Origin of the sequence: Pseudomonas sp. NPDC086251 (assembly GCF_044746405.1) — a bacterium.
Taxonomy (GTDB): Bacteria; Pseudomonadota; Gammaproteobacteria; order Pseudomonadales; family Pseudomonadaceae; genus Aquipseudomonas.
On sequence record NZ_JBIVBY010000044.1, the window covers coordinates 32,993 to 46,677 of the forward strand.

Annotated in this window: 12 protein-coding genes; 2 read left to right on the forward strand and 10 right to left on the reverse strand. The window is 59.8% G+C overall.

Annotated features, from left to right (window positions below; translation table 11 throughout):
- Positions 1-90 precede the first annotated feature (90 nt).
- The 3 genes from ACIPL2_RS31755 to ACIPL2_RS31765 all read right to left on the reverse strand — a co-directional run bounded on the left by ACIPL2_RS31755 (position 91) and on the right by ACIPL2_RS31765 (position 3,782).
- Positions 91-1,197, reverse strand: a complete 1,107-nt coding sequence (locus tag ACIPL2_RS31755; protein WP_401363803.1) for an NADH:flavin oxidoreductase/NADH oxidase — start codon at positions 1,195-1,197, stop codon at positions 91-93.
- A 266-nt stretch (positions 1,198-1,463) separates the two neighbouring features.
- Positions 1,464-3,173: a single-stranded-DNA-specific exonuclease RecJ gene (gene recJ / locus ACIPL2_RS31760; protein ID WP_401363805.1), complete on the reverse strand. Its 1,710-nt coding sequence runs from the start codon at positions 3,171-3,173 to the stop codon at positions 1,464-1,466.
- Between the two features lie 66 nt (positions 3,174-3,239).
- Entirely contained in the window at positions 3,240-3,782 is a 543-nt protein-coding gene (locus ACIPL2_RS31765; protein ID WP_008151638.1) for a YaeQ family protein, read from the reverse strand.
- Between the two features lie 147 nt (positions 3,783-3,929).
- Between ACIPL2_RS31765 and ACIPL2_RS31770 the strand changes: the two genes are divergently transcribed.
- Positions 3,930-5,129: a CaiB/BaiF CoA transferase family protein gene (locus tag ACIPL2_RS31770; protein WP_401363808.1), complete on the forward strand. Its 1,200-nt coding sequence runs from the start codon at positions 3,930-3,932 to the stop codon at positions 5,127-5,129.
- On the forward strand, positions 5,110-6,051 hold the full coding sequence (locus ACIPL2_RS31775) for a TIGR02285 family protein (protein WP_401363811.1): 942 nt from the start codon (positions 5,110-5,112) through the stop codon (positions 6,049-6,051). The genes ACIPL2_RS31770 and ACIPL2_RS31775 overlap by 20 nt, the downstream gene beginning before the upstream one ends.
- A gap of 170 nt (positions 6,052-6,221) precedes the next feature.
- Here ACIPL2_RS31775 and ACIPL2_RS31780 read toward each other — a convergent pair whose 3' ends face one another.
- From ACIPL2_RS31780 to rplS, 7 genes are all read right to left on the reverse strand, one after another.
- Positions 6,222-6,509: a DUF3509 domain-containing protein gene (locus tag ACIPL2_RS31780; RefSeq protein ID WP_401363813.1), complete on the reverse strand. Its 288-nt coding sequence runs from the start codon at positions 6,507-6,509 to the stop codon at positions 6,222-6,224.
- 162 nt (positions 6,510-6,671) lie between these two features.
- Positions 6,672-8,027, reverse strand: coding sequence for a transporter substrate-binding domain-containing protein (locus tag ACIPL2_RS31785; RefSeq protein ID WP_401363816.1), 1,356 nt, complete (start codon positions 8,025-8,027; stop codon positions 6,672-6,674).
- A 147-nt stretch (positions 8,028-8,174) separates the two neighbouring features.
- Positions 8,175-9,584, reverse strand: a complete 1,410-nt coding sequence (thrC, locus tag ACIPL2_RS31790) for a threonine synthase (protein WP_401363818.1) — start codon at positions 9,582-9,584, stop codon at positions 8,175-8,177.
- A gap of 66 nt (positions 9,585-9,650) precedes the next feature.
- Positions 9,651-10,955 carry a homoserine dehydrogenase gene (locus tag ACIPL2_RS31795; RefSeq protein ID WP_401363821.1) on the reverse strand — a complete coding sequence of 435 codons (1,305 nt, stop codon included), beginning with the start codon at positions 10,953-10,955 and terminating at the stop codon, positions 9,651-9,653.
- Between the two features lie 134 nt (positions 10,956-11,089).
- On the reverse strand, positions 11,090-11,821 hold the full coding sequence (gene dsbC / locus ACIPL2_RS31800) for a bifunctional protein-disulfide isomerase/oxidoreductase DsbC (protein ID WP_059406274.1): 732 nt from the start codon (positions 11,819-11,821) through the stop codon (positions 11,090-11,092).
- A gap of 257 nt (positions 11,822-12,078) precedes the next feature.
- The gene (gene xerD, locus ACIPL2_RS31805) at positions 12,079-12,975 is read right to left on the reverse strand and encodes a site-specific tyrosine recombinase XerD (protein ID WP_401363825.1); all 897 of its coding nucleotides are present in this window, start codon (positions 12,973-12,975) and stop codon (positions 12,079-12,081) included.
- 306 nt (positions 12,976-13,281) lie between these two features.
- Positions 13,282-13,632 (reverse strand): 50S ribosomal protein L19, encoded by a 351-nt coding sequence (gene rplS / locus ACIPL2_RS31810; RefSeq protein WP_003175895.1) that lies wholly within the window; start codon positions 13,630-13,632, stop codon positions 13,282-13,284.
- Between the last annotated feature and the right edge of the window lie 53 nt (positions 13,633-13,685).

Consider the following 13,685-nt stretch of genomic DNA (forward strand, 5'->3'; position numbering starts at 1 on the left):
GGATCAAAAGATCGCAGCCTCGTTTCACTCGACAGCTCCTACAGGGGGATGCTTTTCCGTGTGGAGCTGCCGAAGGTTGCGATCTTTTGATCAGTCGCGCAGATCCGACTCATGGATCGGCTGATCACGATGGGTAGCCCGCTGATATTGCGCCGGCCAGATTGCCTTGTGCCCTCCCAGGTCATCATCGGCATGTAGCGGCCAGTACGGATCACGCAACAGTTCGCGGGCGAGGAAGATGATGTCGGCCTGGCAGGTGCGCAGAATGTGTTCGGCCTGCGCCGGCTCGGTAATCATTCCTACCGTACCGGTGGCGATGCCTGACTCCTTGCGTACTCGTTCGGCAAAGCGCGTCTGGTAACCCGGCCCGGTCGGAATTTCCGCGTTGGACGCCGTACCGCCCGACGACACATCGATCAGGTCCACGCCCAAGCCTTTCAGGCGGCGCGCCAGCTCCACGGTTTCATCGGGGTTCCAGCCGTCTTCCACCCAATCGGTGGCCGACACCCGCACAAACACCGGTAACTCTTCCGGCCAGACGGCCCGCACCGCTTCGGTGACTTGCAACACCAGCCGAATGCGGTTCTCGAACGAGCCGCCATATTGATCGCGGCGCTGATTGCTCAGTGGCGAAAGAAACTGGTGCAGCAGGTAGCCGTGGGCAGCGTGAATTTCCACCACCTTGAAGCCCGCCGTCAGCGAGCGTTTTGCCGCCTCGACAAAGGCCTGGATAACCTTGGCGATTTCCCCTTCATCGAGCTGTTTGGGCTGCGTGTGTTGCGGGTCGAAAGCAATTGGTGAAGGGCCGACCGGAACCCAGCCGCCATCATCAGGCTTGACGCTGCCATGCTTGCCCAACCAAGGACGAAAGGTACTGGCCTTGCGCCCGGCGTGCGCCAACTGGATGCCGGCAACGGCGCCTTGGGCGGCGATGAAGCGGGTGATGCGTTGCAGCGGTTCGATCTGTTCGTCGTTCCACAGGCCGAGGTCCTCGGCAGTGATGCGTCCGTCGGCGGTGACGGCCGTCGCTTCGGTAAACACCAGACCCGCGCCGCCGACAGCGCGGCTGCCGAGGTGGACCAGGTGCCAGTCATTGGCCAGGCCATCGACGCTCGAGTACTGGCACATGGGTGATACGGCGATGCGGTTGAGCAGGGTCAATTGGCGCAGGGTATAGGGTTCAAGCAGCAGACTCATGGGGCACCTCTCGAATCAGTGGGCAGGCTCCAGGGTTCTGTTTGAAAAGTCGACGAGTGACAGGAAAAAGGTGCAGCACCCGCCCCCGCGGGCAAAAAATTGACAAGACGTCACAAGGATTATCAAGCAGTGCTTAGAGCCTAGTCGACATCGGGGGATGCGGGAGGGTTCCGAGGGATTCGGTGGGAGGGAAATCGCTTTCGCGGGCAAGCCTCGCTCCTACAGGTATCGGCGATCTGTAGGAGCGAGGCTTGCCCGCGAAGGGTTCAACGCGGTTCGATATGAGCAATCATCAACTGAACAGTCTCATTCCCGCGAAACTCGTTCAGGTCGAGTTTGTAGGCCAATTCCACCCATTTAATGGTCGGATTCGGCCAGATATCGCGGTCAATCCCAAAAGCGATGCCATCGAGCTTCACCGAGCCACATTCGCTTTTCAGCACCACTTTAAGATGCCGCTCACCAACGACGCGTTGCTCGACCAGTTGGAACACCCCATGGAACAGCGGCTCCGGAAAATGCTGTCCCCAAGGGCCGGCGTGGCGCAAGGCGCGCGCCAGTTCCAGGTGGAATTCCTCGACCGCCAGCGTGCCGTCCGACAGCAGGCGCCCGGTCAGGTCTTCTTCGCGCAATTGCCTACGCACTTCAGCGTCAAAGGCCTCGGCGAACAACGGAAAATTCGCTTCCGGCAACGTCAGGCCGGCGGCCATCGCATGACCGCCGTACTTGCTGATCAGGTTCGGATGCTGCGCCGCCACCACGCTCAACGCATCGCGAATATGAAAACCCTGGACCGAACGCCCCGAGCCCTTGAGCAAGCCATCTCCCGCATCGGCAAAGGCGATTGTCGGGCGGAAATAGCGCTCTTTCATCCGCGACGCGAGGATCCCGATCACACCTTGGTGCCACTCGGGATCGAACAGGCACAAACCGAACGGCATCGACTCCACCGGCAAGTCCTTGAGCTGAGCCAGCGCTTCACGCTGCATGCCCTGCTCGATGGACTTGCGATCCTGGTTCATGCCGTCGAGCTGGGCCGCCATTTCACGCGCCATGCCCGCGTCTTCGGTGAGCAGGCATTCGATGCCCAGGCTCATGTCATCCAGGCGTCCGGCCGCGTTCAGGCGTGGGCCGACAATGAAACCCAGGTCGGTGGAGGTGATGCGTGCATGATCGCGTTTGGCGACTTCGAGAATCGCCTTGATCCCCGGGCGAGCGCGCCCGGCGCGGATCCGCTCCAGCCCTTGGTGCACCAGAATCCGGTTGTTGGCATCCAGCGGCACCACATCAGCGACGCTGCCCAGGGCCACCAGATCCAGCAACTCGCCGATGTTCGGCTGTGGCGTGCTCTCGTACCAGCCCAGGCTGCGCAACCGCGCGCGCAGCGCCATCAGCACATAGAAAATAACCCCGACACCGGCCAGCGCCTTGCTTGGAAACCCGCAGCCTGGCTGGTTCGGGTTGACGATGGCATCGGCCAGCGGCAACTCGTCACCGGGCAAGTGGTGATCGGTGACCAGCACCTTCAGCCCGGCCTTTTTCGCCGCCTCCACGCCTTCGACGCTGGAGATGCCGTTGTCCACGGTGATCAGCAACTGCGGCGTGCGGGTCAGTGCCACTTCGACGATTTCCGGCGTCAGGCCGTAGCCGTACTCGAAGCGGTTCGGCACCAGATAGTCGACGTGAGCCGCGCCCAGCAGACGCAAGCCCAGCACGCCCACGGTACTCGCGGTCGCGCCATCGGCGTCGAAGTCGCCGACGATCAGAATCCGCTGCCGCTGCTCGAGGGCCGTCACCAACAGGTCCACGGCGGCATCAATGCCTTTGAGCTGCTCGTATGGAATCAGGCGCTTTAAGCTCTTATCCAGTTCAGCCTCGGTCTGCACCCCCCGCGCTGCGTACAAACGGGTCAACAGCGGTGGCAGATCGCCAAGGAATGGCAGGGTGTCGGGCAGCAGGCGAGGTTCGATGCGCATGGGGTGACAGGTGCTTCTCTTGAATACGTAGGATAAAACCGTGGAACGCGAATCAGCGGCGAATAATCAGCCGCGTTCACCGCTCAACCACTGCAACTGGACTTCGTGCTGACCACGGTCGTCGGTGACGAATATCGTCCCTTCGCTGATCATCACGTCCCACTTGATAACGCGGGGCATGTCTTTCGCCAGGGTTTCCAGAACGTCCTGAGGCACCGCCGCGATGTGCACGTTTTTCAGGTTCTTGATCGCCGGGATCACTTTGGTTTCCCAGACGCGCAGGCTGCCGTAGGCCAGCAGGCTGGTGCGCTCGGTGCGACGCGAGCACCAGGTCAGGCGATCGGCGTCCGGCTGGCCGACTTCGATCCAGTGCAGGACACGGTCGTCCAGGCTCTTTTCCCACAGTGCAGGTTCGTCCACGTCTGACAGACCACGGCCGAACGACAACTGCTCGTTGTACCAGAAGGCGTAGGCCAGCAGCCGCACGGTCATGCGCTCTTCGGTTTCCGAAGGGTGACGGGCGATGGTTTGCTTCACGCTTTCGTAGACACTGCGGTCGAGGTCGGTGAGGTTCAGTTCAAACTTGTAGGTCGTGGACGGCTGGGCCATGAACGGGCTTCTTGATACGAGGAAAGGCGGCAAGTCTAACCGATGCCGCAGGCAATCAACGAATAGAAGGCGATCAACTTTGGGCGACTGACGGTCGGCTATGCTAAAACTCCGCCTTCGCTCAATATTTGTCCTACAGGATCCAGCATGCCGTTCACCGCCAAACCACTCTCAGGTCTGAAAGTCATTGAATTGGGTACGTTGATCGCCGGGCCGTTTGCCTCGCGCATCTGCGGTGAGTTCGGTGCCGATGTGATCAAGGTCGAATCCCCGGACGGCGGTGATCCGCTGCGCAAATGGCGCAAGTTGTATGAAGGCACCTCGTTGTGGTGGTTCGTTCAGGCACGCAACAAGAAGTCCCTGACCCTGAACCTGAAACACCCGGACGGCCTGGCGATTCTGAAAAAACTGCTCAGCGAAGCAGACATCCTGATCGAGAACTTCCGCCCCGGCGTCCTGGAAAAACTCGGCCTGGGCTGGGACGTCTTGCACGCACTGAATCCGAAACTGGTGATGGTGCGTCTTTCCGGCTTCGGCCAGACCGGGCCGATGAAGGATCAGCCAGGTTTTGGTGCGGTCGGTGAGTCCATGGGTGGCTTGCGCTACATCACCGGGTTCGAGGACCGACCACCGGTGCGCACCGGGATTTCCATCGGCGACTCGATTGCCGCGCTCTGGGGCGTGATCGGCGCGCTGATGGCCCTGCGTCATCGCGAGGTCAACGGCGGCCAGGGACAAGTGGTGGACGTGGCGCTGTACGAAGCGATCTTTGCCATGATGGAAAGCATGGTCCCGGAGTTCGACGTGTTCGGTTTCATTCGCGAACGCACCGGCAACATCATGCCCGGCATCACGCCCTCCTCGATCCACACCAGTGCCGACGGCAAACACGTGCAGATCGGCGCGAATGGCGATGCAATCTTCAAGCGTTTCATGTTGATCATCGGGCGTGAAGACCTGGCCAACGACCCGGTGCTGGCCAGCAACGACGGACGCGATAGCCGTCGCGACGAGATTTACGGGGTCATTGATCGCTGGGTCAATTCACTGCCGCTGGACACGATCATCGAGCAGCTGAATCAGGCCGACGTCCCCGCCAGCCGGATCTTCAGCGCCGAAGACATGTTCAGCGATCCACAGTACCTGGCCCGGGAAATGTTCCTGAAAGCCAAGTTGCCGGACGGCAAAGATTTCAAGATGCCGGGAATCGTGCCGAAACTCTCAGAGACACCTGGCACTTCGGAATGGGTCGGGCCGCAGTTGGGCGAACACAATACGCAGGTACTCCACGATCTTGGTTACGACATGGAACAGATCGCAAAGCTGCGTGAAGACGGCGCCATCTAAGCTGAGGCGCTTGATTGCGCGGCCCATCAACCTCTGCCTGACGTGCAGCGGACGAACAGCGTGCGCGTTGGCGATTCTCCTCGGCCTCGCCAGTCACGCACCGTCGACGTTGGCGCAATCGAAGGAAAACCTGGTTTGGCTGAAGCGGGATCTGCCGCCGCTATTTATTTTTGAAGGGCCGAAAAAGGGCTTGGGCGTCATCGATCAACTGTTGCCGACGCTCATCGCCGGCATGCCTCAGTACCAACACAGCGTGATCAAGGTCAATCGTGCTCGCGGATTGCAGATGCTCCACGAGCCCTCCCTCACGTGCGATGCGGCGCTGAACTGGAGCAAGGAACGCGAGCGCTGGATCGCGTTTTCCATCCCGGTCTTTCGCGCCATGAGCAATGGCCTGGCCGTGCGGCGTATTGATCGAGAGGTCTTGGCGCCTTTCATCAAGGAGGGCGAGGTGGACCTTGCGGCCTTGTTGGCCACCGGCAATGTGACCCTGGGCATTATTGCCGAACGCAACTACGGCGAGTTTCTCGACTCGCAACTCAAGCAAGCGCCGCCCAAAGCGCTGACGCTTCACTATGGCAACAACGCCTTGGGCAGCCTGCTGCAAATGCAACGCTTGGGACGCTTGCAGCTGCTATTGGGGTATCGTTCGGAAATTCGCTACCAGGCCCAGCAGCAAGGCATCGCGGAAGACGAGTTGCAGTTCTATCCGATTCGCGGCACGGGCAAATACCTGTCGGGCTACATCGGCTGCACCGATACGCCCCAGGGCCGACAGGCGATCATCGAGATCAACCAACTGTTGCGCACCCTGCCTCGTGATCATTTGAGCGAGGCCTACGCCGCGTGGCTCGACCCGGAAAGTCGCAGCGAGTACCTGCAAGCGGCCAAGGAATTTTTCGAGCATCAGGCCGGGCAGTGACAAATCGCAGGCAAAAAGAAACCCCGAGAAGTGGGGAGACGACTCGGGGTTAAACGTGGTCTACATAGAGACCAGTAGCAGCAAGCTACAAGCACCGGAGCACAATGCTTGATCCTGCTGTTACAAAGTCTGACGACCTTGGCGCAGGAAGGTTCCCACAAAACGACAATTCAATTACGGCTGGCCAGGATCTTGTCCTGGGCAGCGTTGCGCAACGCCGCGATAACGCAGGGCTCCAGACGTCCTTCGGCAATCAGTACGTCGCGGTGCAAACCGTCGACCACATCCGTCAGCAGACGCTTATCGGTCAACTGCACCTGATTGAACTCGCGTTCGACCACGATAGCGCCGGTCGAACTCTTCAGTGTCACCAGGCATTCACCATGGGCCCCCGACGGGGTCAACGTAACCTGATACGGGCTCAGAGCCTCACCGAGCAATAGACTGATACTTTCCATCTCGATCACCACTCAATAGTCCGAAAACAAAGTGCCTGGGGCATGTCTACCTTAAATGACCACTGGCCCGAGAAGAAAGTTCTGGTTACCGACTGCAGACAACCCGGCGTCTCTGGTCGGTTGAGCATGCACGGCAAAGATGACAGAGAAAAAACAGTTGCCTCACCTCGGCGTCGTGCGCGTGCCGATATCCGTCCAACCGCCCAGCAGCCCGCGCAATTGCCCATCGGCACTGTAGAACGGTACCGTCCACTGGTAGATGTCCCTGACGCCGCTGTTGAACAGCAATTGACGCTCGCTGAAACGGCTCTTGCGCGTGCCAAGCTGGGCGATGAACTCTGCGTGCAGTAGCTCAGCGGTCTCTTTGGGCAAGACATCGAGTTCGATCAGCTGCCGTCCCTGGACCTGATCGAAGCGGGTCGACAAGCCTTCCTCATAACTTTTATTGCACATGATCAAACGTGCTTGCAGATCACGGACAAACATCGGATCGGGCATGGCGTCCATCAACGCATGCTGAAACGCCAGTTGATCGCGAAGGTCTTTTTCGGCGTCCAGGCGTTGCTGAATCAGCGTCGCGAGTCGACGGTTCCACAGCAGGGAAATCAGCCCGAAGAGGCTGGCGGCCAACAGACCCCAGCAACCCCACAGAGTCATCCGCTGCCAAGCAGTGGGCGTTGAAACCGGGGCAATTCCGTTAAGCCATTTCAGGCGAAGTGCGCGCAATTCGGCCGGTGGAAAAGCCTCAAGCGCCTTGTTGAGGATACTCAGCAACTGCGGCTGGCCTTTGCGTACCGTCAAGTAATCAGGGTCCCACTTTCCCTCCAACGTGTGCCCAATCTGGAGCTGCCCGGAGGGATAGAGATGCGCACCGATTTCGTTCTCGATGGTGGCGTAGGCCTCGCCGCTCTCGACCAGCGCCCGGGCCTCGGCGTAGGTTTTGACCGAGTGCAACTCAATGGCCGGATGGTCACGCCGAATCACTGCCTCGAGTGCATGCCTGGCTGGCAGCACCAACACGCGTTTCGACAGCTGTTTCAGCGAGTGCAGCACCGGCTCCCCTGCCCGCCCGACAAACACCCAGCCCGCGCCACCGAAGGCATGGCTGTAATCCAGGAACACCTTGCGCTCGTCATTCATGGCCAGCGTCGTGTTCATGTCCGCCGAGCCATTCTCCAGGCGTCCGAGCATTTGCTCGGTGGAAAATGTCTCCTCATGCACGAAGCGCAAGCCGGTCATGGCACTGATGCGCATGAGGACATCGTTGTTCAAGCCGCTCCACTGCCCCTGCTCATCCTTGAACAGATACCGAGGATATTGCGTCGACACGACAATGACGCGCGGGTGCTCGGCAATCCATTTCAGCTCCTGCGCATTGAGTTCGATCTTCGAACTGTCGACGGCTCCCTTGGGCTCGTAAATTGCCAATTGCGAGGCTACCGCCCAGTGAGCAAGGCTCATGGCGACGAGCAAAAACACCCAGCACACGGCGGGCCTTAATCCTTTGAAAAGCTGCATTGCCACTTCCTTGTGATCGACTGGCGCGCCCTTCAGCAGCGGCGCTTCATCGACGGCACTCCATGAACATGAATGCGCCAAGTGTGGCATGCACACATGAAAAAGCCCGTCAGGAGACGGGCTTCAAAATGTGACAGCGTTTACCGGTTACAGAGGCTTGCCACGGTTGCCATGCTGGCTGACAAAGGCCTGCACGGCTTTCAGGTCATTCGGCAACACGGTGCAACGCTCATCTCGCTCAAACAAATCAGAAAGATGTGCAGGCAGTTCAAGCGCTTTTCCTACGCCTGCTTTTTCCACCGCGTCCGGGAATTTGACCGGGTGCGCCGTGCCCAGGATCACCATTGGAATATCCAGGCTGCGACGGCACTCACGCGCCGCTTTCACCCCGATGGCGGTGTGCGGGTCCAGCAACTCGCCGGTCTGCTCATAGACTTCGGCAATGGTTTCGCAGGTTTGTGCGTCATCCACGGCCAGGGAGTCGAACAGTTTGCGTGCTTCGGTCCAGCGCTCCTCTTCGACGCTGAAACCGCCACCCTGCTTGAAGGTGTCCATCAGGCCGGCAATCGCTGCGCCGTTGCGACCGTGCAGGTCGAACAGCAAGCGTTCGAAGTTCGACGAGACCATGATGTCCATCGACGGCGACAGCGTGGCGTGCAGGGTTTCCTTGACGTACTGATTGCCGCTCATGAAGCGGTGCAGGATGTCGTTGCGGTTGGTGGCGACGATCAACTGGTTGATCGGCAGGCCCATGTTGCGCGCCAGGTAACCGGCGAAGATGTCGCCGAAGTTGCCGGTCGGCACCGAGAACGACACCGAACGCGCCGGGCCGCCCAACTGCAGGGCTGCGTGGAAGTAGTAAACGATCTGGGCCATGATCCGCGCCCAGTTGATCGAGTTCACTGCCACCAGGCGCGTGCCCTTGAGGAAGCTCTGGTCGGCGAAGCTGGCCTTGACCATTTCCTGGCAGTCATCGAAGTTGCCTTCGATGGCGATGTTGTGGATGTTCTCACCGAAGATGGTGGTCATCTGGCGACGCTGCACTTCGGACACGCGGTTGTGCGGGTGCAGGATGAAGATGTCGACGTTTTCGCAGTGCTTGCAGCCTTCGATGGCGGCTGAACCGGTGTCACCGGAGGTGGCGCCGACGATCACCACGCGCTCGCCGCGCTTTTCCAGCACGTAGTCGAGCAAACGACCGAGCAGTTGCAGGGCGAAGTCCTTGAACGCCAGGGTCGGGCCGTGGAACAGCTCCAGCACCCATTCGTTACCGTTCAGCTGACGCAACGGCGCCACGGCGTTGTGCGAGAACACGCCGTAGGTTTCTTCGAGGATTTTTTTGAAATCGGCATCAGGGATGCTGCCGGTCACGAACGGGCGCATCACCCGGAAGGCCAGCTCGTGATACGGCAGGCCGGCCCAGGATGCGATTTCTTCCTGGGTGAAACGAGGCAGGTTTTCCGGCACGTACAGGCCGCCGTCAGTGGCCAGACCGGCCAGCAGGACGTCTTCGAAATTCAGGGCCGGTGCCTGGCCGCGGGTACTGATATAACGCATGACTGGCTCCAATAGACTGTGTTCGTAAACCCGGGCCCGCTCACGGGCCCGGTGAACAAAAACGACTTAGTTCAAATGCTCGACGCGGATCCGTACGACCGGTCCGACCACGCCAGCCAAGGCTTCGAGGGCGGCGATCGCGTCGTTCATGCGCTGTTCCAGCACACGGTGGGTCAACAGAATCATCGGCACCAGGCCGTCGTGTTCTTCGACTTCCTTCTGCATGATCGATTCGATGTTGATGCCGCGCTCCGACAGAATGCTCGCCACCTGGGCCAACACGCCCGGATGGTCCTTGGCCTGAATGCGCAGGTAGTAGGAGCTTTCGCAGGCTTCGATCGGCAGGATCGGGTGAGCCGACAGCGAGTCCGGCTGGAAGGCCAGGTGCGGTACGCGGTTTTCCGGGTCGGAGGTCATGGCGCGAACCACGTCCACCAGGTCGGCGATCACCGACGAAGCCGTTGGCTCCATACCAGCGCCGGCACCGTAGAACAGGGTCGAACCGGCAGCGTCACCGTTGACCATCACCGCGTTCATCACGCCGTTGACGTTGGCCAGCAGGCGATCCGCCGGGATCAGCGTCGGGTGCACGCGCAACTCGATGCCGGCAGACGTGCTGCGCGCCACGCCGAGGTGCTTGATGCGATAGCCCAGCGCTTCGGCGTAGTTCACGTCAGCGGTGGTCAGCTTGGTGATGCCTTCGGTGTAAGCCTTGTCGAATTGCAGCGGTATGCCGAACGCGATGGACGCGAGGATCGTCAGCTTGTGGGCGGCGTCGATGCCTTCGACGTCGAACGTCGGATCGGCTTCGGCATAACCCAGGGCTTGCGCTTCGGCGAGAACGTCTTCGAAGGTACGGCCCTTCTCACGCATTTCGGTAAGGATAAAGTTACCGGTGCCGTTGATGATGCCCGCCACCCAGTTGATGCGGTTGGCGGACAGGCCTTCGCGGATCGCCTTGATCACCGGGATGCCACCGGCCACAGCCGCTTCGAACGCGACGATCACGCCCTTCTCGCGAGCCTTGGCGAAAATTTCGTTACCGTGAACGGCAATCAGTGCCTTGTTCGCGGTGACCACATGCTTGCCATTCTCGATGGCCTTGAGTACCAGCTCACGGGCAACGGTGTAGCCGCCCACCAGCTCTATAACGATGTCGATCTCTGGGTTCGTGGCCACTTCGAACACATCGTTGGTAATCGCAATACCGGTCGTTTGGAACTGAGGCTTTGGCGTGCGCATGGCAATTTGTGCCACTTCGATTCCACGCCCGGCACGACGAGCAATTTCCTCGGCGTTGCGCTGAAGTACGTTGAAGGTACCGCCACCGACGGTTCCTAACCCACAGATGCCTACTTTGACCGGTTTCACTGTGAACTCCCCATAAAACGGCCGACTCAAGGCCGGCCGTGAAAACAACCGCAGACTCGCGGCTCTCTATTAATGGCCCGGCATCTGTTGCCGCCGGACCACGATCGTCAATGGCTGACCGTGACGATGCGAATTTACTTCGCGCCCAGCGCCAGTTTGGCGACTTGTGGCGCAGGCTGGTAGCCCGGAATGACCTGGCCGTCAGCCAAAACGATAGCCGGCGTGCCGTTTACGCCGATCGACTGGCCAAGGGCAAACTGTTTGGAAACCGGGTTATCGCACTTGGCGGCCTTGATTTCCTTGCCGTCGACCATTTTGTCCATGGCGGCTTTCTTGTCTTTCGAGCACCACACCGCTTGCAGCTGTTCGTCACCCGGCGAGCCCAGGCCCTGACGCGGGAACGCTACGTAACGCACTTCGATGCCGCGCTTGTTAAGCTCCGGCACTTCGGCGTGCAGTTTGTGGCAGTACGGGCAGGTGGTGTCGGTGAACACGGTGATGTGCGATTTGGTTTCGCCGATCGCCGGGTAGACCACGGTTTCAGCCACCGGGATTTCGTTGACCAGTTTGGAAATGCCCAGGCGCTCGGTCTTCTCGGTCAGGTTGACCGGTTTGCCGTCCTTGAGCTGAAACATGTAGCCCTGCACCACGTATTGGCCGTCGGCGCTGGCGTAGAGCACGCGGCTGCCCTTGAGTTTGACTTCGTACAGACCTGGCAGCGGGCTGGCGGTGATGGTTTCTACCGGAACGTCGAGCTGGAGGTTTTCCAGACTTTTACGAATGGCTTTGTCGGCCGCGTCATCGGCGACGGCAAAGGTACTGACCAACGCAATGGCTGCGGCGGCGAAAATCTGGGTCAGACGCATGAGAACTCCTGAAGGCGGACAAATGGGACGATCAGAACGCCCGTGCCGAAACACCGGGTCATAAACGCCCATCGTGCAAACCGGCAAAGCCTACCACATAAGGCTCGCATGGCCGAATGCACCTGTCGCAAGACATTTTGGGCCCCTGTAGGAGCGAGCCTGCTCGCGATGGACTCCAGACCGCCACGGAGAATCGGACTGCCCGCGTTATCGTTGACGACCCTCGCGAGCAGGCTCGCTTCTACAGGGAGGGTGTATCAGCCGCGCGGGTGGTGTTTGGCGTGCAAGTCTTGCAGGCGTGCGCGGGCTACGTGGGTGTAGATCTGTGTAGTCGACAAATCGCTGTGGCCGAGGAGCATTTGCACCACTCGCAGGTCAGCGCCGTGGTTGAGCAAGTGCGTGGCGAAGGCGTGGCGCAAGGTGTGCGGTGACAGTGACTTGCCGATCCCGGCGACCTTGGCCTGGTGCTTGATGCGGTGCCAGAAAGTCTGCCGGGTCATCTGCTCGCCGCGCTGACTGGGGAACATCACATCGCTGGGGCGGCCGCCGAGCAATTCGTCACGGCCATCGCGCATGTAGCGCTCGACCCAGACAATCGCTTCCTCCCCCATCGGCACCAGCCGCTCCTTGCTGCCCTTGCCCATCACTCGCAGCACACCCTGACGCAGATTGACCTGCTCCAGCGTCAGACTGATCAGCTCCGTCACCCGCAAACCGCAGGCGTACAACACTTCAAGCATGGCGCGATCGCGCTGACCGATGGCTTCACTCAAGTCCGGGGCCGCCAACAGTGCTTCCACGTCGGCCTCCGACAAGGATTTAGGCAACGGCCTGCCGAGCTGCGGCATATCCACGCGCAAGGTTGGATCGACAGCGATCAGCTTTTCCCGCAGCAGGTAGCGATAGAAGCCACGCACGCCGGAGAGAAATCGTGCGGTGGAACGGGGTTTATAGTTTTGCTCCAGGCGCCAGGCCAGGTGATCGAGGATCAACTCGCGCCCGGCGTTGATCAACTCCAGGCCCTTCTCCTGCAGCCAGCCGTTGAACAGGGCCAGGTCGCTGCGATAGGCATCGCGGGTGTTATCGGAAAGGCCTTTCTCCAGCCACAGGGCGTCGAGGAATTGGTCTATCAGTGGGTGGTCGATGGCGGGCATAAAGGCTCAGGTAGCTGGAATCCGAGAGTAAGTCTTTCATAGCCGCAGAGGCCTTTACAGTGCCTGATGCAATTACGCTGACCACGTCGTGACCTCCTGTAGGAGCGAGGCTTGCCCGCGAAGACGTCATATCAGCCAGTATCAATGTTGAATGTAAGCCCGTCTTCGCGGGCAAGCCTCGCTCCTACAGAATCGAAGACACAACCCGGTCCCCGGAGAATGCACGCAAACCCCGGCAGCACCGATAAATCGCAGGCAACAAAAAAGCAGCCCGTAGGCTGCTTTTTTCTGCATCGGAAGCTGGACTTAAGCCAGTTTTTCCTTGATGCGAGCTGCTTTACCGGACAGGTCACGCAGGTAGTACAGCTTGGCTTTACGTACGTCACCGCGACGTTTAACGGCCATGCTGTCGATTTGCGGGCTGTAGGTCTGGAAAGTACGCTCTACGCCAACACCGTTGGAGATTTTGCGAACGGTGAATGCACTGTTTACGCCGCGGTTACGCTTGGCGATAACAACACCTTCGAACGCTTGCAGACGCGAACGGTCGCCTTCCTTCACTTTCACCTGAACGACAATGGTGTCGCCCGGGGCAAAGGTAGGGATCTCTTTGGTCATCTGCTCTGCTTCGAGTGCAAGGATGATTTTGTTAGTCATGCTGTGCTCCTAAGGTAAATCGTCGGATCTACCATCGATACGTTGTTAACTAT

Excerpts from the sequence above, each read along its gene's own strand:
- ACIPL2_RS31780 (WP_401363813.1), bottom strand. The coding sequence starts at position 6,509 with ATGGAAAGTATCAGTCTATTGCTCGGTGAGGCTCTGAGCCCGTATCAG.
- recJ (WP_401363805.1), bottom strand. The coding sequence starts at position 3,173 with ATGCGCATCGAACCTCGCCTGCTGCCCGACACCCTGCCATTCCTTGGC.
- ACIPL2_RS31765 (WP_008151638.1), bottom strand. The coding sequence starts at position 3,782 with ATGGCCCAGCCGTCCACGACCTACAAGTTTGAACTGAACCTCACCGAC.
- ACIPL2_RS31785 (WP_401363816.1), bottom strand. The coding sequence starts at position 8,027 with ATGCAGCTTTTCAAAGGATTAAGGCCCGCCGTGTGCTGGGTGTTTTTG.
- ACIPL2_RS31755 (WP_401363803.1), bottom strand. The coding sequence starts at position 1,197 with ATGAGTCTGCTGCTTGAACCCTATACCCTGCGCCAATTGACCCTGCTC.
- ACIPL2_RS31770 (WP_401363808.1), top strand. The coding sequence starts at position 3,930 with ATGCCGTTCACCGCCAAACCACTCTCAGGTCTGAAAGTCATTGAATTG.
- rplS (WP_003175895.1), bottom strand. The coding sequence starts at position 13,632 with ATGACTAACAAAATCATCCTTGCACTCGAAGCAGAGCAGATGACCAAA.
- dsbC (WP_059406274.1), bottom strand. The coding sequence starts at position 11,821 with ATGCGTCTGACCCAGATTTTCGCCGCCGCAGCCATTGCGTTGGTCAGT.
- thrC (WP_401363818.1), bottom strand. The coding sequence starts at position 9,584 with ATGCGTTATATCAGTACCCGCGGCCAGGCACCGGCCCTGAATTTCGAA.
- xerD (WP_401363825.1), bottom strand. The coding sequence starts at position 12,975 with ATGCCCGCCATCGACCACCCACTGATAGACCAATTCCTCGACGCCCTG.